Annotated in this window: 17 protein-coding genes; 14 read left to right on the top strand and 3 right to left on the bottom strand. The window is 62.1% G+C overall.

Annotated features, from left to right (window positions below; all coding sequences use genetic code 11):
• Complete coding sequence (gene argS, locus ACLEJR_RS03530) at positions 1–1,737, bottom strand: arginine--tRNA ligase (protein WP_440812144.1); 1,737 nt, start codon at positions 1,735–1,737, stop codon at positions 1–3.
• 209 nt (positions 1,738–1,946) lie between these two features.
• The gene (locus ACLEJR_RS03535) at positions 1,947–4,166 is read right to left on the bottom strand and encodes a primosomal protein N' (RefSeq protein ID WP_440812146.1); all 2,220 of its coding nucleotides are present in this window, start codon (positions 4,164–4,166) and stop codon (positions 1,947–1,949) included.
• Positions 4,167–4,397: 231 nt separating this feature from the next.
• Here ACLEJR_RS03535 and rpmE point away from each other — a divergent pair, with 231 nt between their 5' ends.
• The 3 genes from rpmE (at position 4,398) to ACLEJR_RS03550 (ending at position 6,901) form a co-directional block, all read left to right on the top strand.
• Entirely contained in the window at positions 4,398–4,619 is a 222-nt protein-coding gene (rpmE, locus tag ACLEJR_RS03540) for a 50S ribosomal protein L31 (RefSeq protein WP_440796889.1), read from the top strand.
• 41 nt (positions 4,620–4,660) lie between these two features.
• A complete protein-coding gene (locus ACLEJR_RS03545; RefSeq protein WP_440812149.1) occupies positions 4,661–5,461 on the top strand; it encodes a thermonuclease family protein in 801 nt (266 codons plus the stop codon).
• A gap of 171 nt (positions 5,462–5,632) precedes the next feature.
• A complete protein-coding gene (locus ACLEJR_RS03550) occupies positions 5,633–6,901 on the top strand; it encodes a malic enzyme-like NAD(P)-binding protein (protein ID WP_440796893.1) in 1,269 nt (422 codons plus the stop codon).
• 144 nt (positions 6,902–7,045) lie between these two features.
• Here the strand turns inward: ACLEJR_RS03550 and ACLEJR_RS03555 are convergent, their stop codons facing one another.
• Entirely contained in the window at positions 7,046–9,490 is a 2,445-nt protein-coding gene (locus tag ACLEJR_RS03555; RefSeq protein WP_440812498.1) for a penicillin-binding protein 1A, read from the bottom strand.
• 207 nt (positions 9,491–9,697) lie between these two features.
• Here ACLEJR_RS03555 and ACLEJR_RS03560 point away from each other — a divergent pair, with 207 nt between their 5' ends.
• From ACLEJR_RS03560 to hemE, 11 genes are all read left to right on the top strand, one after another.
• On the top strand, positions 9,698–10,762 hold the full coding sequence (locus tag ACLEJR_RS03560; RefSeq protein WP_440796895.1) for a pilus assembly protein PilM: 1,065 nt from the start codon (positions 9,698–9,700) through the stop codon (positions 10,760–10,762).
• Positions 10,762–11,331: a PilN domain-containing protein gene (locus tag ACLEJR_RS03565; protein WP_440812151.1), complete on the top strand. Its 570-nt coding sequence runs from the start codon at positions 10,762–10,764 to the stop codon at positions 11,329–11,331. The genes ACLEJR_RS03560 and ACLEJR_RS03565 overlap by 1 nt, the downstream gene beginning before the upstream one ends.
• Positions 11,328–11,951 carry a type 4a pilus biogenesis protein PilO gene (pilO, locus tag ACLEJR_RS03570; RefSeq protein ID WP_440812153.1) on the top strand — a complete coding sequence of 208 codons (624 nt, stop codon included), beginning with the start codon at positions 11,328–11,330 and terminating at the stop codon, positions 11,949–11,951. Before ACLEJR_RS03565 ends, pilO begins: the two co-directional genes overlap by 4 nt.
• On the top strand, positions 11,948–12,493 hold the full coding sequence (locus ACLEJR_RS03575) for a pilus assembly protein PilP (protein WP_440812155.1): 546 nt from the start codon (positions 11,948–11,950) through the stop codon (positions 12,491–12,493). Before pilO ends, ACLEJR_RS03575 begins: the two co-directional genes overlap by 4 nt.
• Positions 12,490–14,562: a type IV pilus secretin PilQ gene (gene pilQ / locus ACLEJR_RS03580; RefSeq protein ID WP_440812157.1), complete on the top strand. Its 2,073-nt coding sequence runs from the start codon at positions 12,490–12,492 to the stop codon at positions 14,560–14,562. The genes ACLEJR_RS03575 and pilQ overlap by 4 nt, the downstream gene beginning before the upstream one ends.
• 4 nt (positions 14,563–14,566) lie before the next feature.
• Positions 14,567–15,085, top strand: a complete 519-nt coding sequence (gene aroK / locus ACLEJR_RS03585; protein WP_245143524.1) for a shikimate kinase AroK — start codon at positions 14,567–14,569, stop codon at positions 15,083–15,085.
• Positions 15,086–15,233: 148 nt separating this feature from the next.
• Positions 15,234–16,334, top strand: a complete 1,101-nt coding sequence (gene aroB, locus ACLEJR_RS03590; protein WP_440796905.1) for a 3-dehydroquinate synthase — start codon at positions 15,234–15,236, stop codon at positions 16,332–16,334.
• A gap of 10 nt (positions 16,335–16,344) precedes the next feature.
• Complete coding sequence (locus ACLEJR_RS03595) at positions 16,345–17,940, top strand: AAA family ATPase (protein WP_440812160.1); 1,596 nt, start codon at positions 16,345–16,347, stop codon at positions 17,938–17,940.
• A 349-nt stretch (positions 17,941–18,289) separates the two neighbouring features.
• Complete coding sequence (gene gltB, locus ACLEJR_RS03600; protein ID WP_440812162.1) at positions 18,290–22,738, top strand: glutamate synthase large subunit; 4,449 nt, start codon at positions 18,290–18,292, stop codon at positions 22,736–22,738.
• A gap of 33 nt (positions 22,739–22,771) precedes the next feature.
• Positions 22,772–24,190, top strand: coding sequence for an FAD-dependent oxidoreductase (locus tag ACLEJR_RS03605; RefSeq protein ID WP_440812165.1), 1,419 nt, complete (start codon positions 22,772–22,774; stop codon positions 24,188–24,190).
• A 268-nt stretch (positions 24,191–24,458) separates the two neighbouring features.
• A complete protein-coding gene (gene hemE / locus ACLEJR_RS03610) occupies positions 24,459–25,526 on the top strand; it encodes a uroporphyrinogen decarboxylase (protein WP_440812167.1) in 1,068 nt (355 codons plus the stop codon).
• The last annotated feature ends 214 nt before the right edge of the window (positions 25,527–25,740 follow it).

Below are 25,740 nucleotides of genomic sequence, written 5' to 3' on the forward strand. Positions count from 1 at the left end.
TTACATGCGCTCCAGGGTTTCCAGGCCCAGCAATTCCAGGCCTTGCTTGAGCGTACGCCCGGTCAGCGCGGCGAGGCGCAGGCGGCTCTGCATTTGCTCGGGGGTATCGGCGTTGAGGATCGGGCAGTTCTCATAGAAGCTGGAGAACAGGCCGGCCACATCGTACAGGTAGGCGCACAGGGTGTGCGGCGTGCCCTTGTCGGCCACGTTGTTCAGCACCTCGCCGAACTGCGCCAGTCTGGCCGCCAGTTCCTGCTCATGGGCGGCTTCAAGCACGATCCGGCCGTCCACTTCGCTGAAGCGCTTGCCCAGCTTGCGGAACACGCCCGCGACACGGGTGTAGGCGTACAACAGGTACGGCGCGGTATTGCCTTCAAAATTGAGCATCAGGTCGAAGTTGAAGCTGTAGTCGCTGGTGCGGTGCTTGGACAGGTCGGCGTATTTCACCGCGTCGATCCCCACCACCTTGGCGATCTGGCGCAGTTCGTCCTCGGCCAGGTCCGGGTTCTTGCCCTTGACCAGGGTGTAGGCGCGGTCCTGGGCTTCGGTCAGCAGGTCGATCAGCTTCACCGTGCCGCCATCGCGGGTCTTGAAGGGCCGGCCGTCGGCGCCGTTCATGGTGCCGAAGCCCATGTGTTCCATCTCCATCGGATGGGTAACGAAACCGGCCTGACGCGCCACTTCGAATACCTGCTGGAAGTGCAGGGCTTGGCGCTGGTCGACGAAATACAGCACGCGATCGGCCTTGAGCACGCCATTGCGGTAGCGCACGGCTGCCAGGTCGGTGGTGGCATACAGGTAGCCGCCGTCGGCCTTGACGATGATCACCGGCAGCGGCTCGCCTTCGGCGGTCTTGAACTGCTCAAGGAACACGCATTGGGCGCCGTTGCTCTCCACCAGCATGCCCTTGGCCTTGAGGTCGTTGACCACGTTGATCAGATCGTCGTTATAGGCGCTTTCGCCCATCACGTCGGCCATGGTCAGCTTGACGTTCAGCAACTCGTAGATTTTCTGACAATGGGACAGCGAGATGTCCTTGAACTTGGTCCACAGCGCCAGGCAATCGGCATCACCGGCCTGGAGCTTGACCACCAGGCCACGGGCGCGGTCGGCGAACTCGGGGGACTCGTCGAAGCGTTGCTTGGCGGCGCGGTAGAAGTTCTCCAGGTCCGATAGCTCGTCGCTGGTGATCGGGTTTTCCTGCAAGTACGCCATCAGCATGCCGAACTGGGTGCCCCAGTCACCGACGTGGTTCTGGCGGATAACCGTGTCGCCGAGGAACTCCAGGACCCGCGCCACGCCGTCGCCGATGATGGTCGAACGCAAGTGGCCGACGTGCATTTCCTTGGCGAGGTTGGGTGCCGAGAGGTCGACCACGGTGCGTTGCAGCGGGCCGGCCTTGCGCACGCCAAGGCGCGCGTCGGCCAGGGCCGCGTCCAGGCGCGAGGCCAGGGCCTGGGTGTTCTGGAAGAAATTGATGAAGCCGGGGCCGGCAATATCAGCCTTGCTGACGTTCTCATCGGCCGGCAATGCGGCAATGATTTTCTCGGCCAGGTCGCGCGGTTTCATGCCGGCCGGCTTGGCCAGCATCATGGCGATGTTGCTGGCGAAATCGCCGTGGGTCTTGTCGCGGGTGTTTTCGACCTGAATCGCCGGCGACAGGCCTTCTGGCAACACACCTTCAGCGACGAGTTGGGTGATGGCTTGCTGGATGAGCTGGCGAATGGTGTCTTTCATGGTCTTCTCGTTCAACCGCAGGCGCGGCGGCGCTTCGAGGCGCTGGTGGAAAAACTGGGCATTATCCGTGGCGAAGGCGGGCTTGCCAACTGTAGCGGGTCGGTTGGAACTGTGTGGTGACTATTCGGGCCCTATCGCGAGCAGGCTCGCTCCCACATGGGAACGCGATCCCCTGTGGGAGCGAGCCTGCTCGCGAAGCAATCTTGCGATCAATACAAATCCACCGGATCCACATCCAGCGACCAGCGCACCGCCCGTCCGCTGGGCATTTGCTCCAGCACCAGCAGCCAGGCACTCAGCAGTTTATGCAAGGGCGCCCGGGCATTGGCCTGTAATAACAGCTGTGCCCGATAGCGCCCCGCCCTCCGTTCCATCGGAGCCGGCACCGGGCCCAAGAGTTCGATCCCGCTCAGGCTCTGCTCTGCCAGCAGGCGCTCGGCCTCACTGCAGGCTTCATCGAGGAACCCTTCGGCCTGTCCTGGCTTGTGGGCTTCGGCCCGTAGCAGCGCCAGGTGGGCAAAGGGCGGCAGCCCGGCGCTGCGCCGTTCGCTCAAGGCTTGTTCGGCGAAGGCGAAGTAGCCTTGTTCGGTCAGTTGGACCAGCAACGGGTGGTCCGCCAGGTGGGTCTGGATAATCACTTTGCCCGGCTCTTCGGCGCGTCCGGCCCGACCGGCCACCTGGACGATCAACTGCGCCATGCGCTCGCTTGCGCGGAAGTCGCCGGAGAACAGCCCTCCGTCGGCGTCGAGGATCGACACCAGCGTCACACGCGGGAAATGGTGCCCCTTGGCGAGCATCTGCGTGCCCACCAGGATGCACGGCTGGCCTTTCTGGATCGTCGCAAACAGTTGACTCATCGCGTCCTTGCGCGAAGTGCTGTCGCGATCCACCCGCAGCACCGGGTAATCAGGAAACAGAATGCCCAGCCGTTCTTCGGCGCGCTCGGTGCCGGCGCCGACCGGGCGCAGGTCGACTCTGCCGCACTGCGGACAGTGCCTCGGCACCCGCTCGCAGTGTCCGCAATGGTGGCAGCGCAGTTCGCCATGGCGCTGGTGTACGGTCATTCGTGCATCGCAGCGCTCGCAGCCGGACATCCAGCCGCAGTCATGACACAGCAGTGTCGGCGCGAAGCCCCGGCGATTGAGAAACACCAATACCTGTTGCCCGGCGGCAAGGGTCTGGCCGATGGCTTGCTGCATGGGCCCGGAAATGCCGCTGTCCAGCGGACGACTTTTTACATCCAGGCGCAGGAAGCGCGGTTGCTGGGCGCCACCGGCCCGCTCGTTCAGGCGCAGCAACCCGTAGCGCCCGGTGTAGGCGTTGTGCAGGCTTTCCAGGGACGGGGTCGCCGAGCCGAGCACGATGGGAATGTTTTCCTGACGGGCGCGGACCAGGGTCAGGTCGCGGGCGTGATAGCGCAGGCCCTCCTGCTGTTTATATGAGCCGTCATGTTCCTCATCGATGATGATCAGGCCTGGATGCTTCATCGGTGTGAACAGGGCTGAACGGGTGCCGATGATGATGTCGGCCTCACCGTCCCGGGCCGCGAGCCAGGCTTCCAGGCGTTCGCGGTCGTTGACCGCCGAGTGGATAAGGGCGATCCGCGCATTGAAGCGCTGTTCGAAACGCGCCAGGGTCTGTGGCCCGAGGTTGATTTCCGGAATCAGCACCAGCGCCTGTTTGCCGGCTTCCAGGGTCTGGCGGATCAGTTGCAGATAGACTTCGGTCTTGCCACTGCCGGTGACGCCGGCCAGCAGGAACGCATGGTAGCTGTCGAAGCCGGCGCGAATCGCTTCGCAGGCCGCTCGCTGTTCGGCATTGAGCGGCAGTTCCGGTTGGGCCAGCCAATGTTCATGGCGGGCATCGGGGGCATGCCGGCGGACCTCCATCTGGACCAGGTCCTTGGCCAACAGCAGGTCTAGGCTGTCTTTGCTGAGCATCAGTTTGCTCAGCAGTTGATGCGCCACGCCGTGGGGATGCTGCGCCAGGGTCGCCAGGGCCTCGCGCTGGCGGGGCGCGCGGGCGATGCGCGGGTCGTCCAGCGAAGCGCCCGGTGCCACGGACCAGAAGCGCTCCTGTCGTGCTTCGGCCGGTTCGCCCTGGCGCAACAGCACCGGCAATGCCCAGCTCAGGGTGTCACCGAGGCTGTGCTGATAGTACTGGGCGGTCCACAGGCACAGCTTGAACAGCGAGGCAGGCAACGGCGGCGCGTCGTCGAGCAGGGCCAGGGCCGGTTTGAGCTTGTCGGCCGGCACTTCGCTGTGGTCGGTGACTTCCACCAGGATCCCGATCATCTCCCGCCGGCCGAACGGCACCCGCAGGCGCATGGCCGGCTGTAATCGCGCGCGCGGGATCCCGGCCGGGGCGCGGTAGTCGAACAGACGGCGCAGGGGCGAAGGCAAAGCGAGGCGCAGAATGGCGTCGGGCACGCGGGGGGATCTCGATAGACGAATAGTTTTGCACGGGCTGAACGCAATCCATGTGGGAGCGAGCAGGCTCGCTCCCACATAACCGCTTGCGCATGAGGCGGGGAGCCTAGCAGACGGTTGGTACAAGGCATAGCTTGCGTGATCGGCGATGTCTGGTAGAATCCGCGGCCTAATTACGTGCGGTATTCAACAATCGTGTTGGGTGGCGGCACGCTAGCCTGAGGAAACACCATGAAAACCGATATCCATCCGGAATACCCAGTAGTTGCCGTAACCTGCAGCTGCGGCAACAAGTTCGAAACCCGTTCGACCTACGGCAAGGCCCTGGCGATCGACGTTTGCAACGAATGCCACCCGTTCTACACCGGTAAGCAAAAGACTCTGGATACCGGCGGTCGCGTTCAGAAGTTCGCCGATCGTTTCGGTGCTTTCGGCGCTGCCAAGAAAGCCTGAGGCTGATCATTTTGGATGCTGCTTTGCACGGCTCCAGACTGATGAAAAAGGCGTCCCTTGCGGGCGCCTTTTTTGTGTCCGCGATTTGGCAGGCTCAGGCCCAGGCGCAGGCCTTTTGCCCGGCGCCCGCTGGCCTGACCCCGGTCGCCGTGCAGCGGGTGGTCGATGGCGATACCCTGCGCCTGGCTGATGGGCGCAACGTGCGTCTTATTGGCTTGAACACGCCCGAACTGGGCAAGCGGGGACGTTCCGACGAGCCGTTCGCCGTGGCTGCGCGCAAGCGTCTGCAGGCGCTGGTGGACGCCAGCAACGGGCGCGTGACTCTGTTGCCGGGCAAGGAGAGCAAGGACCGCTACGGTCGCATCCTGGCCCACGTCTACGGCGCCGACGGCGCTAATCTCGAAGCGCAGATGCTTGCCGATGGGCTGGGTTTCCTGGTGGCGGTCGCGCCGAATGTCGACCTGGTGGATTGCCAGCGCGCCGCCGAGCGTACTGCTCGTCAGGCCGGTCTGGGGCTGTGGCGACGTTCCCCGGTGCTGAAGGCGGAGCAGATCGGTGCTTCCGGGTTCGCCGTGCTTACCGGTCGGGTGAGCAAGGTCCAGCGCAATCGGGGTGGCGTTTGGATCGAGCTGCAGGGATCGGTTGTATTGCGCGTTGCACCCAATCTGCTGGAGCGCTTCGACGCGCGTGCGCTTGAGGCACTCGAAGGCCGGCAAGTCGAGGCTCGCGGCTGGGTGCAGGATCGTTCCCGACGAGGCGGGCTGGAATCCGGGCAGGCCCGCTGGTTGCTGCCGCTGACCGATCCGGCCATGTTGAACATGGCATTAGCTGAAAAATTGTAGACATTTTTTTGTTCGATTGTATGCATAAAGCCCTTATATTCCGTGGCTCTTGGCCCAAAGTCGTAGGGCAGGGCGCTTGACAGGGGTGACTGGTCAGTCTTGTAGGGACTTTACGAGGCGCGTATCCTCGGCGGTCCGTCTGTCCAACACAGTAAAAAGCGGAATGCCCACATGTCTGATCTGAAAACTGCCGCTCTCGAATATCACGCTAATCCTCGTCCAGGAAAGCTGAGTGTCGAGCTCACCAAGGCCACCGCTACTGCCCGCGACCTGTCGCTGGCCTACAGCCCCGGCGTAGCCGAACCAGTACGCGAAATCGCTCGCGACCCTGAATTGGCTTACAAATACACCGGCAAGGGCAACCTGGTTGCAGTCATTTCCGATGGCACCGCGATTCTCGGCCTGGGTGATCTCGGCCCACTGGCGTCCAAGCCGGTCATGGAAGGCAAGGGCGTGCTGTTCAAGCGCTTCGCCGGTATCGACGTGTTCGACATCGAGGTCGACTCTGAAAGCCCGCAAGCCTTCATCGACACCGTCAAGCGCATCTCCATCACCTTCGGCGGCATCAACCTGGAAGACATCAAGGCGCCCGAGTGCTTCGAGATCGAGCGCGCACTGATCGAGCAGTGCGACATTCCAGTGTTCCACGATGACCAGCACGGCACCGCGATCGTCACCGCGGCCGGCATGATCAACGCCCTGGAAATCGCTGGCAAAACCCTGCCGGAGGCCAAGATCGTCTGCCTGGGCGCCGGCGCTGCGGCCATCTCCTGCATGAAGTTGCTGGTGAGCATGGGCGCCAAGATCGAAAACATCTTCATGATCGACCGTACCGGCGTGATCCACTCCGGCCGTAGCGACCTGAACCAGTACAAGGCGGTCTTCGCCCACGCGACTGAAAAGCGCACCCTGGCCGACGCACTGGACGGTGCCGACGTATTCGTCGGCCTGTCGGGCCCGAACCTGCTGAGCCCGGAAAACCTGCTGCGCATGGCGCCGAACCCGATCGTGTTCGCCTGCTCGAACCCGGATCCGGAAATCTCCCCGGAACTGGCTCACGCCACCCGCAGCGACGTGATCATGGCCACCGGCCGTTCGGACTACCCGAACCAGGTCAACAACGTACTGGGCTTCCCGTTCATCTTCCGCGGTGCCCTGGACGTTCGCGCCAAGCGCATCAACGAAGAAATGAAAGTCGCGGCCGCCAACGCCCTGCGCGAACTGGCCAAGCTGCCGGTGCCTCAGGAAGTTTGCGATGCCTACGGCGGCATCAAGCTGGAATTCGGTCGTGAGTACATCATTCCGAAGCCAATGGACGCCCGCCTGATCACCCTGATCTCCGACGCCGTGGCCAAGGCTGCGATCGAGACCGGCGTGGCGACCCTGCCCTATCCGAAGAACTACCCGCTCAAGAGCGTGGATGACGTGTTCAACGGTTAACAGCAGTCGCCCATAAAAAAACCTGGCCGAGGCCAGGTTTTTTTATGGGCTTCGAGCGGCAAGCTTCAAGCTGCAAGTAGAAGCGGTGCGTACTGCTCTGGCTCTTCACTTGAAGCTTGTCGCTTGAAGCTCGTCGCTGCTCCCCTAGAACAAATCAATCGGCGCCGCTTCATCCGCCGGCAGCGGGCTGCCTGGGGCGACGCCGTTGCCCAGTTCGTTGACCGACGGTGGTGTGTCTTCGCTCTTGAACAGTTCGAAGTACGCGCCAGGGGTACCTGGGGCGGCGGCGCGACCGCTGACCGGGTCGACACGCAGGCTGAGGATGCCTTCCGGCTCCGGCTGGGTGTGCGGCGGCTTGTCCTTGAGGGCGGCGCCCATGTAGCTCATCCAGATCGGCAGCGCGACGGTGCCGCCGAACTCACGACGACCCAGGCTCTCGGGCTGGTCGAAGCCGGTCCAGACGGTGGTCACGTAGTCGGCATTGTAGCCGGAGAACCAGGCGTCCTTGGATTCGTTAGTGGTGCCTGTCTTGCCCGCCAGGTCGGTACGGCCCAGGGCCAGGGCGCGGCGACCGGTGCCGAGCTTGATCACGTCCTGCAACATGCTGTTGAGAATGTAGGTGGTGCGACCGTCGACGATACGCTCGGCAATTGCCGGTGCTTGCGGCACTGCCGGCGCCGTCGTGGCTTCGCCTGGCGTGGCATTGACCGTGAACGTCTCGGTGGCCGGTGCAGCGACGCCGTCGCTGGCCTGCTCGCCGGTCGGTACTCGCGGTGGGTTGGCGACGAACAGAGTGTCGCCGTTGCGGCTTTCGATCTTGTCGATGATGTATGGGGTGATCTTGTACCCACCGTTGGCGAAGGTGCTCCAGCCCGTGGCGATTTCCATCGGGGTCAGGGTCGCGGTGCCCAGGGCCAGGGACAGGTTGCGCGGCAGGTCCTGTTTGTTGAAGCCGAACTTGCTGATGTAATCGATGGTGCGGTCCACGCCCAGCGCTTGCAGCAGACGGATCGATACCAGGTTGCGCGACTTGTACAGCGCTTCGCGCAGGCGGATCGGGCCGAGGAATGTGTTGGTGTCGTTCTTCGGCCGCCAGACCTTGTCCAGGTATTCATCGACAAACACGATCGGCGCATCGTTCACCAGGCTGGCAGCGGTATAGCCGTTATCCAGGGCCGCGCTGTAGACGAACGGCTTGAAGCTCGAACCCGGCTGGCGCTTGGCCTGCAGCGCTCGGTTGTAGTTGCTCTGCTCGAAGGCGAAACCGCCCACCAGCGAGCGGATCGCACCGTCCTGCGGATCGAGGGACACCAGCGCACCCTGGGCGGCCGGGATCTGGCTGAATTTGAGAGTGTTATCGGCCTGGCGTTGGACACGGACCAGATCGCCGACCTGGGCGACATCCGATGGCTGCCGGGGAACGGCGCCCATGCTGTTGGTATTGAGGAACGGACGGGCCCACTTCATGGTTTCCCAACCCACATGCTCTTCCTGTTCGCCATTGCGGGTCAGCACCTTGATGCCGTCCTTGTCCACCGACGTGACGATCGCCGGCTCCAGGCCGCTGATAGCGCGTTGTTTGGTCAGCTCCAGGGCCCAGGCTTCCTTGGTCTTGCCTGGCAAGCGTGATTCAGGTCCGCGGTAGCCGTGGCGCTGGTCGTAGGTCATCAAGCCCTCATGCAGGGCGGTGTTGGCCATTTCCTGCAGGTTGCTCGGTACCGTGGTGGTCACGCGGAAACCTTCGGTGTAGGCGTCGCTGCCGTAGCGGCCGACCATCTCGGCGCGGGCCATCTCGGCGATGTACGGCGCGTTCACTTCCGGGGTCGGCACGTGATAGCTGGCGTTCAACGGCTCATTGATCGCGGCGGTGTAGTCGGCCTCGCTGATTTTGCCGAGCTTGTACATGCGCCCCAGGATCCAGTCGCGACGCTCCTTGCTGCGGGCCGGGTTGGCCAGCGGGTTGAAACGCGACGGTGCCTTGGGCAGGCCGGCGATCATCGCCATCTGGGCCAGGCTCACCTCGCGGATCGACTTGCCGTAATACACCTGCGCCGCCGCCTCGATGCCATAGGCGCGGTTGCCCAGATAAATCTTGTTCACGTACAGCTCGAGGATTTCATCCTTGGTCAGCTGCCGTTCGATTTGCAGGGCCAGCAGGATCTCGGTGGTCTTGCGCGAGAAGCTGCGCTCACTGGTCAGGAAGAAGTTCTTGGCGACCTGCATGGTGATGGTGCTGCCGCCGGACTGGATGTGCCCGCTCTTGACCAATTGACTGGCGGCGCGCATCAGGCTGCCGGGGTCGACGCCATAGTGGTTGGCGAAGTTATCGTCTTCAGCACTTAGTAACGCATTGATGAAATTGGGTGGAATGTCGGCGAAACGGATCGGCGTGCGGCGCATTTCGCCAAATTCGGCGATCAATTTGTCATCGCTGCTGTAGACCCGCAGAGGAATCTGCAACTGAATACTTCTCAGCGCCTCCACGGATGGCAATCCCGGACTAAGGTAAAGGAACGCACCGCTCAGACCCAGGAGCAGTCCGCAGAAAACGGCGATGATGGACCATCCGAAAAATTTCAGCAGACGAATCAAGGCTTTTGGATATCCAGGCAAGAATGAAAAAGGCGCCAGGTGCAGGGAAGGACCCGAGCTTGCAACAAAGCGAAAAAAAACGCTGGGCATTATAAGCATTTTTTTTCGATGCAAACGCCACCCGGACGTCCGTCGGGCCGGCGTGATTGAACGCAACGCATATTAGAGAGTCCGTAACTCACGGATAGTCATAGGGAATTGGTAGTGCTACGACTCTTCAATAAAAAGACACATGCGCTTCTGGGGATCGACATCAGTTCAACCTCGGTGAAGCTGCTCGAGTTGAGCCGCCAGGGTGACCGCTATCGTGTCGAGTCCTATGCGGTGGAGCCTTTGCCGGCCAATGCCGTGGTCGAGAAGAACATCGCCGAGCTCGAAGGCGTGGGCCAGGCCCTGTCGCGCGTGCTGGTCAAGGCCCGGACGCCCGTACGCAGTGTGGCGGTGGCCGTGGCAGGCTCGGCGGTGATCACCAAGACCATCGAGATGGATGCCGGGCTGTCCGATGATGAGATGGAAAACCAGCTCAAGATCGAGGCGGACCAATACATTCCCTATCCGCTGGATGAAGTGGCCATAGATTTCGAAGTGCAGGGTGTTTCGCCACGCAGCGCCGAGCGGGTCGAAGTGCTGCTGGCCGCCTGCCGCAAGGAAAACGTCGAGGTGCGCGAGGCTGCCCTTGCCCTGGCGGGGCTGACGGCCCGGGTGGTCGATGTGGAAGCCTATGCGCTGGAGCGTGCCTTTGGCCTGCTCGCCACGCAGTTGGCGGCGTCCCAGGAGCGGCTGACCGTTGCGGTCGTCGACGTGGGCGCCACCATGACTACCCTCAGTGTCCTGCACAACGGGCGCATCATCTACACCCGCGAGCAGTTGTTCGGCGGTCGCCAGCTTACCGAGGAAATCCAGCGCCGTTATGGCCTGACGCCCGAGCAGGCCGGGCTGGCAAAGAAACAGGGCGGCTTGCCGGACGATTACCTCGCCGAGGTCCTGCAACCGTTTCGCGAGGCGCTGGTACAGCAGGTCTCGCGATCCCTGCAATTTTTCTTCGCCTCGGGCCAGTACAGTTCGGTCGATCACATTCTGTTGGCCGGCGGCACGGCCTCGGTGGCCGGCCTGGACCGGTTGATCGAGCAGCGCCTGGGCACGCCGACCCAGGTCGCCAATCCGTTTACCAACATGGCCCTGAGCAGCAAGGTCAACGCCGGTGCCCTGGCCAGTGACGCGCCGGCGCTGATGATTGCCTGTGGTCTGGCCCTCAGGAGTTTCGACTGATGGCACGGATCAACCTGCTTCCATGGCGCGAGGAGCTGCGTGAAGAGCGTCGTAAACGTTTCCTGCTGGCGTTGGCGGGGGCGCTGGTCGGCGCGGTGGGCGTGACGCTGATTGCGCTCCAGTACATCAACAGCGCGATCGACCATCAACTGGCGCGCAACGGCCACATTTCAGAACAGATCGCAGTGCTGGATGAGCGCATCAAGCAGATCAGCGAGTTGAAAGCCCGCCGTCAGCAACTGCTGGAACGCATGCGCATCATCCAGGACCTGCAAGGCAACCGGCCGGTCAGCGGGCGTATTTTTGACCAGTTGGTAAGGACCCTGCCGGACGGGGTGTATTTCACCGAAGTGAAAATGGAAGACCACACGCTCTCTATCAAGGGCGTCGCAGAGTCGAACAATCGGGTTTCGGACCTGATGCGCAACCTCGATGCCTCGGACCTGTTCGACGCCCCCAGCCTGACGGAGGTCAAGGCCACCACCGCTGGCCAGCTGGACCAGGCCAACGTTTTCCAGTTGACGGTCCGCCAGACCCGTCCGGCCGACGAAATGGAGGACGAGCAATGAAGCCTGGGGAGTGGCTGGACGCGCTGCGCAAGGTCGATTTCAGTGACCTGGACACCAATAACATTGGCTCATGGCCCGCACCGGTCAAGTGGCTGGCCGGAATGCTGCTGGTGATCCTGGTATTGGGGCTGGGCTACAACTTTGCCTTGAGTGAGCGAGAAGATCATTTGCAACAAGTGCGCGAGGAAGAAAACACCCTCAAGGCACAGTTTGCGGGCAAGGCCCATATGGCGGCCAACCTGGAGCGCTACACCGAGCAGATGAAACAGATGGAAGCCTCTTTCGGCGTGTTGCTGCGGCAGTTGCCCAGCGATACCGAAGTGCCAGGCCTGCTGGAGGACATCACCCGCACCGGCCTGGGCAGTGGCCTGGAGTTCGAGGAGATCAAACTGCTGCCGGAGGAGACCCAGCCGTTCTACATCGAATTGCCGATCCAGATCACCGTGACCGGCGACTATCACGACCTGGCGACCTTTGTCAGCGGGGTGGCCGGGTTGCCCCGGATCGTCACCCTGCACGATTTTGAGATCGCGCCCATGGAGCCCGAGGCCGGCACCAAGCTACGCATGAGCATCCAGGCCAAGACCTATCGGTACAACGAGCAGGAGGCGCAGCCATGAAGCCGGTGTGCCGCAGCTGCCTGCTGGTGGGCCTGCTCACGTTGGCGGGTTGCAACAACGATAACGGCTTCAGCGACCTCGACGCCTACATGAACGAAATGCGCCTGCGCCCGCCGGGCAAGATCGAGCCGACGCCGACCTTCAAGCCTGCCGAAACCTTTACCTACAGCGCCGCCAACCTGCGCAGCCCGTTTTCCCGGCAGGTCCGGGTGGACCTGGCCGGCCGGCAGAAGGGCTCGCACAACGTCCGGCCCGATCCCAATCGGATCAAGCAGTATCTGGAAGGCTTCAACATCGAGCAGTTTGAAATGGTCGGTACGCTCTCCAACGCCAGCGGTTCCTTCGCGCTGCTGCGCGGAGCGGGCGGGGTGCATCGACTCAAGGTCGGTGACTATCTGGGGCGTAACGACGGGCGGATCGTCTCGATCAGCGCGACCCAGGTCGATGTGGTGGAGATCGTTCCCGATGGCGATGGTGCCTGGCTCGAGCGACCACGGACCATACCTTTGAAAGAGCACTCAATAGTGGAACCCCAACAATGAACAGGATTTTCTCTGCCTTCGGTATTTCGCTATGGATAGCGCTGTTATCGCCGATGGCTGATGCTGCCAGCCTGAAAACGCTGGATGTCGCGGCGCTTCCGGGGGACCGTGTCGAGCTGAAGTTGACTTTCGACGGGCCGCCCCCGACACCCCGGGGCTACACCACCGAGCAACCGGCGCGAATTGCCTTGGATCTGCCGGGAGTGACCAATCAGCTGGCCAGCAGGAGCCATGACCTGGGCGGTGGCAATGCCCGTAGCGCTACCGTGGTCGAGGCGGGGGATCGCACCCGGCTGATCATCGGCCTGACCCAGCTGGCGCCGTACACCACGCGGGTCGAAGGCAACAACCTGTTCGTCGTGGTCGGCAAGGGTGCCGCACCCAAGGCCGCCGCCCAGGCGCCACGCCCTGCGGTAGCCAGCGCTGCGCCGGCAAGGGCCGGCGCGCCGGTGGGCAAAGCGATCCGGGGCGTGGATTTCCAGCGTGGGACCCAGGGTGAAGGCAACGTGGTGATCGATCTGTCGGATCCATCCGTTGCCCCGGATATCCAGGAACATGATGGCAAGATCATTCTCACCTTCGCCCGAACTCAGCTGCCCGAACCGTTGCGGGTGCGCCTGGATGTCAAGGACTTCGCCACACCGGTGCAGTTCGTCAATGCCAGCGCCGGCAGTGATCGGGCGACCATCAGCATCGAGCCCAGTGGCACCTTCGATTACTCGACCTACCAGACCGACAACAAGCTTACGGTCAGCGTGCGGCCCATGAGCGTCGAAGACCTGCAGAAGCGCAATTCCGACCGTGCGGCCTATAGTGGCGAGAAACTCTCCCTCAATTTCCAGGACATCGAGGTGCGTTCGGTCCTGCAGCTGATTGCCGACTTCACCAATCTCAACCTGGTGGCCAGCGACACGGTGCAGGGCGGCATCACCCTGCGCTTGCAGAACGTGCCCTGGGACCAGGCGCTGGACCTGGTGCTCAAGACCAAGGGGCTGGACAAGCGCAAGGTCGGCAACGTTCTGCTGGTGGCGCCGGCCGACGAAATCGCTGCGCGTGAGCGCCAGGAGCTGGAATCCCAGAAGCAGATCGCCGACCTGGCGCCGCTGCGCCGTGAGCTGTTGCAGGTCAACTACGCGAAGGCAGCGGACATCGCAAAACTGTTCCAGTCGGTGACCAGTGCCGAGGCGAAGGCCGACGAGCGTGGCACGATCACGGTGGACGAAAGAACCAACAACATCATTGCCTACCAGACCCAGGACCGGCTCGATGAGTTGCGCCGGATCGTGGCCCAGTTGGATATCCCGGTGCGCCAGGTCATGATCGAAGCACGGATCGTCGAAGCCAACGTCGATTACGACAAGAGCCTGGGGGTCCGCTGGGGTGGCTCGATACAGAACCAGGGCAACTGGAATTCTTCCGGGGTCACCAACGGCAGTTCCACCACCATCGGCACGCCGGGTAGCACCAGCACCAACCAGCCGTTCGTCGATATGGGCGCGTCGGGCAATACCTCGGGGATCGGTATCGCGTTCATTACCGACAATGTGTTGCTGGACCTGGAGCTGACGGCCATGGAAAAAACCGGCAACGGTGAAATCGTCTCCCAGCCCAAGGTAGTGACCTCCGACAAGGAGACTGCAAAAATCCTCAAGGGCACGGAGATTCCCTACCAGGAAGCCAGTTCCAGCGGCGCGACATCCGTGTCGTTCAAGGAGGCCTCGCTGTCGCTGGAGGTCACCCCGCAGATCACCCCGGACAATCGCATCATCATGGAAGTCAAGGTCACCAAGGACGAGCCGGACTACCTGAACAAAGTGCAGGATGTACCGCCGATCAAGAAAAACGAGGTCAACGCCAAGGTACTGGTCAATGATGGCGAAACCATTGTGATTGGCGGGGTTTTCTCCAATACTCAGAGCAAGGTTGTAGATAAGGTGCCATTTCTTGGCGATGTGCCGTATCTTGGCCGCCTTTTCCGGCGTGATGTGGTTTCGGAGAAAAAATCCGAGCTGCTCGTGTTTCTCACTCCGCGTATCATGAATAACCAGGCGATTGCTGTGAGTCGTTGATTCTGTGCGAAATTTGATTCTTGTAGGGCCGATGGGCGCTGGAAAAAGCACCATCGGCCGTTTGCTGGCCAAAGAGCTGCGCCTGCCATTCAAAGATTCCGACAAGGAAATTGAGTTGCGCACGGGCGCCAACATCCCATGGATCTTCGATAAAGAAGGCGAGCCCGGCTTTCGCGACCGCGAGCAGGCGATGATCGCCGAGCTGTGTGCGTTCGAAGGCGTGGTGCTGGCCACCGGTGGCGGCGCGGTGATGCGCGAAGCCAATCGTCAGGCGCTGCACGCCGGCGGACGAGTGGTTTATCTGCACGCTTCTGTCGAGCAGCAGGTGGGGCGCACCGCCCGGGATCGCAACCGGCCGCTGTTGCGTACGGCCGACCCGGCCAAGACCTTGCGGGACCTGCTGGAGCTGCGTGATCCGCTGTACCGGGAAATCGCCGACCTGGTGGTCGAAACCGATGAGCGGCCGCCGCGCATGGTGGTCCTGGATATCCTCGAGCGCCTGCAACAATTGCCTCCCCGTTAATGCGCCTGGCGAAATGCGCTATCCTCGACGTCCCGCTGCGGCCCCGTTGGGGCGTGGCGGATTGCCATTGGATGGCGTCAAAGCAGGCACCGTGGATTTTCGTTAATTGCAGGCAGGACGCCTGATTCCATCTTCACTGTGGGGACACATGCAGACACTTAAGGTCGACCTGGGCGAGCGCAGCTACCCGATTCACATTGGCGAAGGCTTGCTGGACCAGCCCGAGCTGCTGGTGCCGCACATCGCCGGACGGCAAGTGGCGATCATCTCCAACGAAACCGTTGCCCCGCTGTATCTGGAGCGCCTGACGCGCAGCCTGTCGGGATTTTCGGTCATTTCGGTGGTGCTCCCCGACGGTGAAGCGTTCAAGAACTGGGAAACCCTGCAACTGATTTTCGACGGCCTGCTGACTGCCCGGCATGACCGCCGCACTACGGTAGTCGCCCTGGGCGGTGGGGTGATCGGCGACATGGCCGGTTTTGCTGCCGCCTGCTACCAGCGTGGCGTCGATTTCATCCAGATCCCGACCACATTACTGTCCCAGGTCGACTCGTCGGTGGGCGGCAAGACCGGCATCAACCATCCGCTGGGCAAGAACATGGTTGGCGCTTTCTACCAGCCCAACGTTGTGCTGATCGATACCGCGACTCTCAATACCCTGCCGGCCCGCGAGCTGTCCGCAGGACTGGCGGAAGTCATCAAGTACGGGCTGATCTGTGACGAGCCGTTCCTCGGTTGGCTGGAAGATAATGTCGACCGCCTGCGTGCGTTGGACCAGGAGGCGCTGACCTATGCTATCGAGCGCTCCTGCGCCGCCAAGGCTGCCGTGGTCGGTGCCGATGAACGCGAATCAGGGGTGCGCGCCACGCTCAACCTGGGTCATACCTTCGGCCATGCCATCGAAACCCATATGGGCTATGGTGTCTGGCTGCACGGCGAAGCGGTTGCCGCCGGCACGGTCATGGCGCTGGACATGTCGGCACGCCTTGGCTGGATCAGCGAACAGGAGCGCGATCGTGGTATCCGCCTGTTCCAGCGCGCCGGGCTGCCGGTGGTTCCGCCCGAGGAAATGAGCGCGGCGGATTTCCTCGAGCACATGGCAATCGACAAAAAAGTGATCGACGGTCGTCTGCGTCTGGTGCTGCTGCGCCGCATGGGCGAAGCGGTGGTGACCGACGATTATCCGAAAGAGGTTCTACAGGCCACGCTGGGAGCGGACTACCGCGCCCTGGCTCAGCTTAAAGGTTAAGAAGATTTCGATGACTAGTTTGCATGCCGACGAGGCTTTCCTCGGCCACTTCCAGTTGAGTCATGACCCTTTCGCACCACGGGTCCCGGGCTTCAAGTTCTTCCCCGCCCAGCGCAAGCCGGTGCTGGGGCAGTTGCATCACCTGGCGCGCTACAGCCAGTTGCTGTTGGTGGTCACCGGTCCCCAGGGCAGCGGCAAGACCTTGCTGCGCCAGGCGCTGGTGGCCAGCACCAACAAACAATCGGTGCAGAGCGTGGTGGTATCGGCCCGCGGTGCCGGCGATGCGGCCGGTGTGTTGCGTCAAGTGGCCCAGGCGCTGAATGTCGCCCAGGCCGAAGTCGGTGCAATTCTCGATCAGATCGTTCAACTGGCCTTGACCGGGCAGGAGGTCTATCTGCTGGTGGATGACGCCGAGCAACTTGACGAGTCGGCCCTCGAAGCCTTGCTGGGTCTGGCGGCCGGTGCGCCGGAAGGTCGTCCCCACGTATTCCTGTTCGGCGAGTCCTCGCTGATCGCCGGGCTGGAGCAGTTGAATCTCGAGGAAGAGCGGTTCCACGTCATCGAGTTGGCGCCCTACACCGAAGAAGAAACCCGTGAGTATCTGGCCCAGCGTCTTGAAGGCGCTGGCCGGGGTATCGAACTTTTTACCGCCGATCAGATCTCTGAGATTCACGAAAGCGCCGAAGGCTGGCCTGGCAATATCAACCAGGTCGCCCGCGATGCTCTGATCGAAGTCATGATTGCCAGCCGCTCAGCGGTGAAGCGTCCAAGTATGGGGTTCAACATGCCGAAGAAACACGTATTGGCGATTTCCGCGGTGGTTGTGGTTGCGGTCGCCGCCGCCTGGCTGATGCCGGGTCGCAACAAGGCACCCACCACGGGCGCCCCCGCCAACGAACAGGCGCAACTGCCTCTTGGCCAGGACGCACCAAAGCCTGGCGGCGCGCCGGCGGTTGAGTTTGCCGGTAACACCCAGCCGATGCCGCTGCCATTGGTCGGCCAATCGCAGCCGGTCATGCGTGGTCCCCTGGCCGAAGCGGCCGGCGGCATTACCGAAGGCGACGATGGCGCTGCGCCGCCGATCGACGACAGCAGCGATACTCCGCCGACCGTGACCACCACGGCGCCGCCTGTGGGGGTGCCGGCGGGTCCGGCTCCGACGCCTACGCCTACGCCAGCTCCTGCACCGGCAGCCAAGCCGACCCCTGCGCCTACCCAGGTAGCGACCGCCAAGCCAGCCCCGGCACCCGCCGCCAAGCCCGCGCCGACACCTGCGCCGACAACGGCGACCAAGCCTGCCGCCCCAGCCAAGGCAGCGGGTGGCAACTGGTACGCCGGCCAGGCCCCGGGCAACTACGTGGTGCAGATTCTCGGCACGAGCTCTGAAGCCACGGCCCAGAACTTCGTCAAGGAGCAGGGCGGCGAGTACCGTTATTTCAAGAAAGTCCTTAACGGCAAGCCGCTGTACGTCATCACTTACGGCAGCTTTGCCAACCGTGATGCAGCTGTTTCCGCCATCAAGGCCTTGCCAGCGAAGGTCCAGGCTGGTAAACCTTGGCCTCGCACTGTTGCCAGTGTCCAACAGGAACTGGCTGCAACTCGCTGAAGATTCGGCGGCCTTACCCAGGCCGCCTCTCCCGGCACCTCAACATTTCCACAAGGGCGAGCGACCTTTTCGGGCCGCGCGCCTTGTGGTGTCTGCGTCACAGTAGCGTTTGAGTCGTAGCGGTCGAACCCAAAAAAGTTTTGACTAGCACAGCATATAGCTTTAAACCTTTCACAAATGCGACATGAATTTGCGACAGTTCGTCGTCAAATTTGTGGGGCTCTGTGTCGGTGTGTACAATGACCTCCCTTTTGCCCCCGCAAAGCTGGCGTACGTTCGGCGCGGAATGCAACTGGTTGAATTGAAAAGAAATTTGCCTCGAAAGAGGCAGCCTGGTGAGAAAGTGTCTATGAAAGCAGGTCTGTACCAACCAGATGAATTCAAGGATAACTGCGGTTTCGGCCTGATAGCCCACATGCAGGGCGAGCCCAGCCATACCCTTTTGCAAACGGCCATTGAGGCCCTGACCTGCATGACCCACCGCGGTGGGATCAACGCCGACGGCAAGACCGGTGATGGTTGTGGCTTGCTGATTCAAAAGCCAGACGAGTTCCTGCGAGCCATTGCCCAGGAAACGTTCGGCGTGACCCTGCCCAAGCAATACGCCGTGGGCATGGTGTTCTTCAACCAGGATCCGGTGAAGGCCCAAGCGGCTCGCGAGAACATGAACCGCGAGATCCTGGCCGCCGGCCTGCAACTGGTGGGTTGGCGTAAAGTGCCGATCGACACCAGCGTCCTCGGCCGCCTGGCCCTTGAGCGCCTGCCGCAGATCGAACAGGTGTTCATCGCCGGCGAAGGCCTGAGCGACCAGGAAATGTCGATCAAGCTGTTCAGCTCCCGTCGTCGCTCGTCCGTGGCAAACGCCGCCGACACCGATCACTACATCTGCAGCTTTTCCCACAAGACCATCATCTATAAAGGCCTGATGATGCCGGCGGACCTTACCGCCTTTTATCCGGACCTGAGCGACGAGCGCCTGAAAACCGCGATCTGCGTGTTCCACCAGCGCTTCTCCACCAACACCCTGCCGAAATGGCCGCTGGCCCAGCCATTCCGCTTCCTCGCCCACAACGGCGAGATCAACACCATTACCGGCAACCGTAACTGGGCGCTGGCCCGTCGCACCAAGTTCGCCAACGACCTGATGCCGGACCTCGAAGAGCTCGGTCCGCTGGTCAACCGCGTGGGTTCGGACTCCTCGAGCATGGACAACATGCTCGAATTGATGGTGACCGGCGGTATCGACCTGTTCCGCGGCGTGCGCATGCTGGTGCCGCCGGCATGGCAGAACGTCGAGACCATGGACCCGGACCTGCGGGCGTTCTACGAATACAACTCCATGCACATGGAGCCGTGGGACGGCCCGGCCGGTATCGTGATGACCGACGGTCGCTATGCCGTTTGCCTGCTCGACCGCAACGGCCTGCGCCCGGCGCGCTGGGTCACCACCACCAACGGTTTCATCACCCTGGCGTCGGAAATCGGCGTCTGGAACTACCAGCCCGAAGACGTCATTGCCAAGGGCCGCGTAGGCCCTGGCCAGATCTTCGCCGTGGACACCGAAACCGGCCAGATCCTCGACACCGATGCCATCGACAACCGACTCAAGTCCCGTCATCCGTACAAGCAATGGTTGCGCAAGAACGCCCTGCGCATCCAGGCGACCATGGAAGACAACGACCACGGCTCGGCTTTCTACGACGTCGACCAGCTCAAGCAGTACATGAAGATGTACCAGGTGACGTTCGAAGAGCGTGACCAGGTGCTGCGTCCGCTGGGTGAGCAAGGCTATGAAGCCGTCGGTTCCATGGGCGACGACACGCCAATGGCCGTGCTGTCGCAGCGTGTACGCACGCCATACGACTATTTCCGCCAGCAGTTCGCCCAGGTGACCAACCCACCGATCGACCCGCTGCGCGAAGCCATCGTGATGTCCCTGGAAATCTGCCTGGGCGCCGAGCGCAACATCTTCCAGGAATCGCCGGAGCACGCCTCGCGGGTGATCCTCAGCTCGCCGGTGATCTCCCCGGCCAAGTGGCGTTCGCTGACCAACCTCGACCGTCCGGGCTTCGCGCGCCAGGTCATCGACCTGAACTACGACGAAAGCGTCGGCCTGGAAGCGGCCATCCGCAACGTCGCCGATCAGGCTGAAGAAGCGGCGCGTGCAGGTCGCACCCAGATCGTGCTGACCGACCGCCATATCGCCCCGGGCAAGCTGCCGATCCACGCGTCCCTGGCCACCGGCGCGGTGCACCATCGCCTGACCGAAAAAGGCCTGCGCTGCGATTCCAACATCCTGGTGGAAACCGCCACAGCCCGCGACCCGCACCACTTTGCGGTGCTGATCGGTTTCGGTGCCTCGGCGGTCTATCCGTTCCTGGCCTACGAAGTGCTGGGCGACCTGATCCGTACCGGTGAAGTGCTGGGCGACCTCTATGAGGTGTTCAAGAACTACCGCAAGGGCATCACCAAGGGCCTGCTCAAGATCCTGTCGAAGATGGGTATCTCGACCATCGCCTCGTATCGCGGTGCGCAACTGTTCGAGGCCATCGGTCTGTCCGAAGAAGTCTGCGAGCTGAGTTTCCGTGGCGTGCCGAGCCGCATCAAGGGGGCGCGTTTCGTTGACATCGAAGCCGAACAGAAAGCCCTGGCGGCCGAAGCCTGGAGCCCGCGCAAGCCGATCCAGCAGGGCGGCCTTCTGAAGTTCGTCCACGGTGGCGAGTACCATGCCTACAACCCCGACGTGGTCAACACCCTGCAGGCCGCCGTGCAGCAGGGCGACTACGCCAAGTTCAAGGAATACACCGCGCTGGTGGACAACCGTCCGGTGTCGATGATTCGCGACCTGCTCAAGGTCAAGACCCTGGATACGCCGCTGGCTATCAGCGAAGTGGAACCGCTGGAATCGGTGCTCAAGCGTTTCGACTCGGCCGGTATTTCCCTGGGCGCTCTGTCTCCGGAAGCCCACGAAGCCCTGGCCGAAGCCATGAACCGCCTCGGTGCGCGTTCCAACTCCGGCGAAGGTGGTGAGGATCCGGCGCGCTACGGCACCCTCAAGAGCTCGAAAATCAAGCAGGTCGCGACCGGCCGTTTCGGTGTGACGCCGGAGTATCTGGTCAACGCTGAAGTGCTGCAGATCAAGGTGGCACAGGGTGCCAAGCCCGGCGAGGGTGGCCAGTTGCCGGGTGGCAAGGTCAACGGCCTGATCGCCAAGCTGCGTTATGCGGTGCCTGGCGTGACGCTGATCTCGCCGCCGCCGCACCATGACATCTATTCGATCGAAGACTTGTCGCAACTGATCTTCGACCTCAAGCAGGTGAACCCCAAGGCGCTGGTCTCGGTGAAACTGGTGGCGGAAGCCGGTGTGGGCACCATCGCCGCTGGCGTGGCGAAGGCTTATGCCGACCTGATCACCATCTCCGGCTACGACGGCGGCACCGGCGCATCGCCGCTGACGTCCATCAAGTACGCCGGTGCACCGTGGGAACTGGGCCTGGCGGAAACCCACCAGACCCTGCGCGGCAACGACCTGCGTGGCAAGGTCCGGGTGCAGACCGACGGCGGCCTGAAAACCGGCCTCGACGTGATCAAGGCCGCGATCCTCGGCGCCGAGAGCTTCGGCTTCGGCACCGCGCCGATGATCGCGCTGGGCTGCAAATACCTGCGCATCTGTCACCTGAACAACTGCGCCACCGGCGTGGCGACCCAGAACGACAAGCTGCGCAAGGACCACTACATCGGTACCGTGGACATGGTGGTGAATTTCTTCACCTACGTGGCCGAGGAAACCCGTGAGTGGCTGGCGAAGCTGGGCGTGCGCTCGCTCGAAGAGCTGATCGGCCGTACCGATCTTCTGGAAGTGATCGAAGGCCAGACCGCCAAGCAACATCACCTGGACCTGACCCCGTTGCTGGGCAGTGACCTGATCCCGGCGGACAAGCCGCAATTCTGTGAGGTTGATCGCAACCCGCCCTTCGACAAGGGTGAGCTGGCCGAGAAAATGGTCGACATGGCCGCTGCGGCGATCAACGATCTCAGCGGTGCCGAGTTCGAGCTGGATATCTGCAACTGCGACCGCTCCATCGGCGCACGGATCTCCGGTGAAATCGCGCGTAAGCATGGCAACCAGGGCATGGCCAAGGCGCCGATCACGTTCCGCTTCAAGGGCACCGCAGGCCAGAGTTTCGGCGTGTGGAACGCCGGCGGCCTGAACCTGTACCTGGAAGGCGATGCCAACGACTACGTGGGCAAAGGCATGACCGGCGGCAAGCTGGTCATCGTTCCGCCCAAGGGCAGCGTCTACAAGACCCAGGACAGTGCCATCATCGGCAACACCTGCCTGTACGGCGCGACTGGCGGCAAACTGTTTGCCGCCGGCACCGCGGGCGAGCGTTTCGCCGTGCGCAACTCCGGCGCCCACACCGTGGTGGAAGGCACCGGTGATCACTGCTGCGAGTACATGACCGGTGGCTTCGTCTGCGTGTTGGGCAAGACCGGTTACAACTTCGGCTCAGGCATGACCGGTGGTTTCGCCTATGTGCTCGACCAGGACAACACCTTCGTTGACCGGGTCAACCACGAACTGGTGGAAATCCAGCGGATCAGCGGCGAGGCGATGGAAGCCTATCGCAGCCACCTGCAAAACGTGCTGAACGAGTACGTCACCGAAACCGACAGCGAGTGGGGTCGTGAACTCGCCGAAAACCTCGATGACTACTTGCGCCGTTTCTGGCTGGTCAAGCCTAAGGCTGCCAACCTGAAGTCGTTGCTTTCCAGCACTCGTGCCAACCCGCAGTGATATGCGCCTGAAGAGTTTGATGAGGTTTTAACAATGGCTGAACGTCTGAATAACGACTTCCAGTTCATCGATGTCGGGCGCAAGGATCCGAAGAAGAAACTGTTGCGTCAACGCAAGAAAGAATTCGTGGAGATCTACGAGCCTTTCAAACCCCAGCAGTCGGCCGACCAGGCCCACCGCTGCCTGGGTTGTGGCAACCCGTATTGCGAATGGAAGTGCCCGGTGCACAACTTCATTCCCAACTGGCTGAAGCTGGTGGCCGAGGGCAACATTCTCCAGGCCGCCGAATTGTCGCACCAGACCAACACCTTGCCGGAAGTCTGCGGCCGGGTTTGCCCGCAGGACCGCCTGTGCGAAGGTGCCTGCACTTTGAACGACGGTTTTGGCGCGGTGACCATCGGTTCGGTGGAGAAGTACATCACCGATACCGCGTTCGCCATGGGCTGGCGCCCCGACATGTCCAAGGTCAAGCCGACTGGCAAGCGCGTGGCGATCATCGGTGCCGGCCCGGCGGGCCTGGGGTGTGCCGACGTACTGGTGCGCGGTGGCGTGACGCCGGTGGTGTTCGACAAGAACCCGGAGATCGGTGGCCTGCTGACCTTTGGCATCCCGGAGTTCAAGCTGGAAAAGACTGTGCTGAGCAATCGTCGCGAAGTCTTCACCGGCATGGGCATCGAGTTCCGTCTGAACACCGAAGTGGGCAAGGACGTGACCATGGAGCAACTGCTCGAAGAATACGATGCAGTGTTCATGGGCATGGGCACCTACACCTACATGAAGGGCGGTTTTGCCGGCGAGGACCTGCCGGGCGTGTATGACGCACTCGACTTCCTGATCGCCAACGTCAACCGCAACCTGGGCTTTGAAAAGTCGCCGGACGATTTCGTCGACATGAAGGGCAAGAAGGTCGTGGTCCTGGGCGGCGGCGACACGGCGATGGACTGCAACCGCACCTCGATTCGCCAGGGCGCCAAGTCGGTGACCTGCGCCTACCGTCGTGACGAGGCCAACATGCCCGGCTCGCGCAAAGAGGTGAAGAACGCCAAGGAAGAGGGCGTGAAATTCCTCTACAACCGCCAGCCGATCGCCATCGTCGGTGAAGACAAGGTCGAAGGCGTGAAGGTGGTCGAGACCCGTCTCGGCGAACCGGACGCCCGTGGCCGTCGCAGTCCCGAGCCGATCCCGGGCTCCGAAGAAATCATCCCGGCCGACGCCGTGGTGATCGCCTTCGGTTTCCGCCCGAGCCCGGCGCCCTGGTTCGAACAGTTCAGCATCCAGACCGACAGCCAGGGTCGCGTCGTGGCCCCGGAACAGGGCCAGTACAAGCATCAGACCAGCAACCCGAAGATCTTCGCCGGCGGCGACATGGTCCGCGGTTCCGACCTGGTGGTGACAGCGATCTTCGAAGGCCGTAATGCGGCTGAGGGGATTCTGGATTACCTGGGGGTCTAAAGACCCCAGCTGCAAGCTTCAAGCTTCAAGCTACAAGCTTCAAGCTTCAAGCTACAAGCTACAAGCTACAAGCTACAAGCTACAAGCTACAAGCTACAAGCTACAAGCTACAAGCTTCAAGTTGAAGCAGGCACTTGTGGCTTGCCGCTCATAGCTTGCAACTGCTTTTATGCGACAAATTGCCCCGATAGATAAAAGGCACGGCTCTCGCCGTGCCTTTTGCGTCGCGCTCTGAGAAAATGCCCGCACTTTTTTTCCGGATGCCGACATGACTGCCCTGAAGAACGACCGTTTCCTTCGCGCCCTGCTCAAGCAACCCGTAGACGTCACCCCGGTGTGGATGATGCGCCAGGCGGGTCGCTACCTGCCGGAATACCGCGCCAGTCGCGCCAAGGCCGGCGACTTCATGAGCCTGTGCATGAACCCGCAGTTCGCCTGTGAGGTCACGTTGCAGCCGCTGGACCGTTACCCGCAGCTGGATGCGGCGATTCTGTTCTCCGACATCCTCACCATTCCCGATGCCATGGGCCAGGGCCTGTACTTCGAGACAGGCGAAGGTCCGCGCTTCAAGAATGTCGTCAGCACCCTGGCCGATATCGAAGCGCTGCCGATTCCCGATCCACAGAAGGACCTGGGCTACGTCATGGACGCGGTCAGCACCATCCGCCGTGAACTCAACGGCCGTGTGCCGCTGATCGGTTTCTCCGGCAGCCCCTGGACCCTCGCCACCTACATGGTCGAGGGCGGTTCATCCAAGGACTTCCGCAAGACCAAGGCCATGCTCTACGACAACCCGCAAGCCATGCATCTGCTGCTGGACAAGCTGGCGCAGTCGGTCACGTCCTACCTCAATGGCCAGATCCGGGCCGGTGCACAAGCGGTGCAGATCTTCGATACCTGGGGCGGTAACCTGTCGGCAGCGGCGTACCAGGAGTTCTCCCTGGCCTACATGCGCAAGATCGTCAGCGGCCTGATCCGCGAGCACGAAGGCCGTAAGGTGCCGGTGATCCTGTTCACCAAGAACGGCGGCCTATGGCTGGAAAGCATCGCTGATGCCGGCGCCGACGCCCTGGGCCTGGACTGGACGTGCGAAATCGGCAACGCTCGCCAACGTGTCGGCCATCGAGTCGCCTTGCAAGGCAACATGGACCCGACCGTGCTCTACGCCAAGCCTGAAGCGATCCGCGCTGAGGTCGGGCGCATCCTCGCCAGCTACGGCAGTGGCGGCGGCCATGTGTTCAACCTGGGCCATGGCATCACTCCGGAAGTCGATCCGGAACATGCCGGTGCGTTCCTGCGTGCGGTGCACGAGTTGTCGGCGCAATACCACGCCTGAATCGCAGCCCGAATCACCCAGCCTGTCCGGACTCGTGTCGGACAGGCTTTTTAATGTCTTGTTGTTTTATCTATTCAATTTTCACTCGGGCAGAGGTTTTGTCTGACGTATCTGTTTGGTTTTTGTTTGATAGTTATTTACCGCCCGTAAGAAGTTTCTCTAGTTATGTAAGGGAAGTGGAATCAGAGATCATTCCTTCTGTTTTGAGAGAATT

The sequence above is a fragment of the Pseudomonas sp. SMN5 genome (assembly GCF_052041925.1).
Classification (GTDB): Bacteria; Pseudomonadota; Gammaproteobacteria; order Pseudomonadales; family Pseudomonadaceae; genus Aquipseudomonas.

Bases quoted from the DNA above. Each gene is read 5' to 3' on its own strand.
- argS (WP_440812144.1), bottom strand. From the start codon at position 1,737: ATGAAAGACACCATTCGCCAGCTCATCCAGCAAGCCATCACCCAACTC.
- hemE (WP_440812167.1), top strand. From the start codon at position 24,459: ATGACTGCCCTGAAGAACGACCGTTTCCTTCGCGCCCTGCTCAAGCAA.
- pilO (WP_440812153.1), top strand. From the start codon at position 11,328: ATGAAGCCTGGGGAGTGGCTGGACGCGCTGCGCAAGGTCGATTTCAGT.
- ACLEJR_RS03545 (WP_440812149.1), top strand. From the start codon at position 4,661: ATGAAAAAGGCGTCCCTTGCGGGCGCCTTTTTTGTGTCCGCGATTTGG.
- ACLEJR_RS03595 (WP_440812160.1), top strand. From the start codon at position 16,345: ATGACTAGTTTGCATGCCGACGAGGCTTTCCTCGGCCACTTCCAGTTG.
- ACLEJR_RS03575 (WP_440812155.1), top strand. From the start codon at position 11,948: ATGAAGCCGGTGTGCCGCAGCTGCCTGCTGGTGGGCCTGCTCACGTTG.
- gltB (WP_440812162.1), top strand. From the start codon at position 18,290: ATGAAAGCAGGTCTGTACCAACCAGATGAATTCAAGGATAACTGCGGT.
- aroB (WP_440796905.1), top strand. From the start codon at position 15,234: ATGCAGACACTTAAGGTCGACCTGGGCGAGCGCAGCTACCCGATTCAC.
- ACLEJR_RS03605 (WP_440812165.1), top strand. From the start codon at position 22,772: ATGGCTGAACGTCTGAATAACGACTTCCAGTTCATCGATGTCGGGCGC.
- rpmE (WP_440796889.1), top strand. From the start codon at position 4,398: ATGAAAACCGATATCCATCCGGAATACCCAGTAGTTGCCGTAACCTGC.
- pilQ (WP_440812157.1), top strand. From the start codon at position 12,490: ATGAACAGGATTTTCTCTGCCTTCGGTATTTCGCTATGGATAGCGCTG.
- ACLEJR_RS03565 (WP_440812151.1), top strand. From the start codon at position 10,762: ATGGCACGGATCAACCTGCTTCCATGGCGCGAGGAGCTGCGTGAAGAG.
- ACLEJR_RS03550 (WP_440796893.1), top strand. From the start codon at position 5,633: ATGTCTGATCTGAAAACTGCCGCTCTCGAATATCACGCTAATCCTCGT.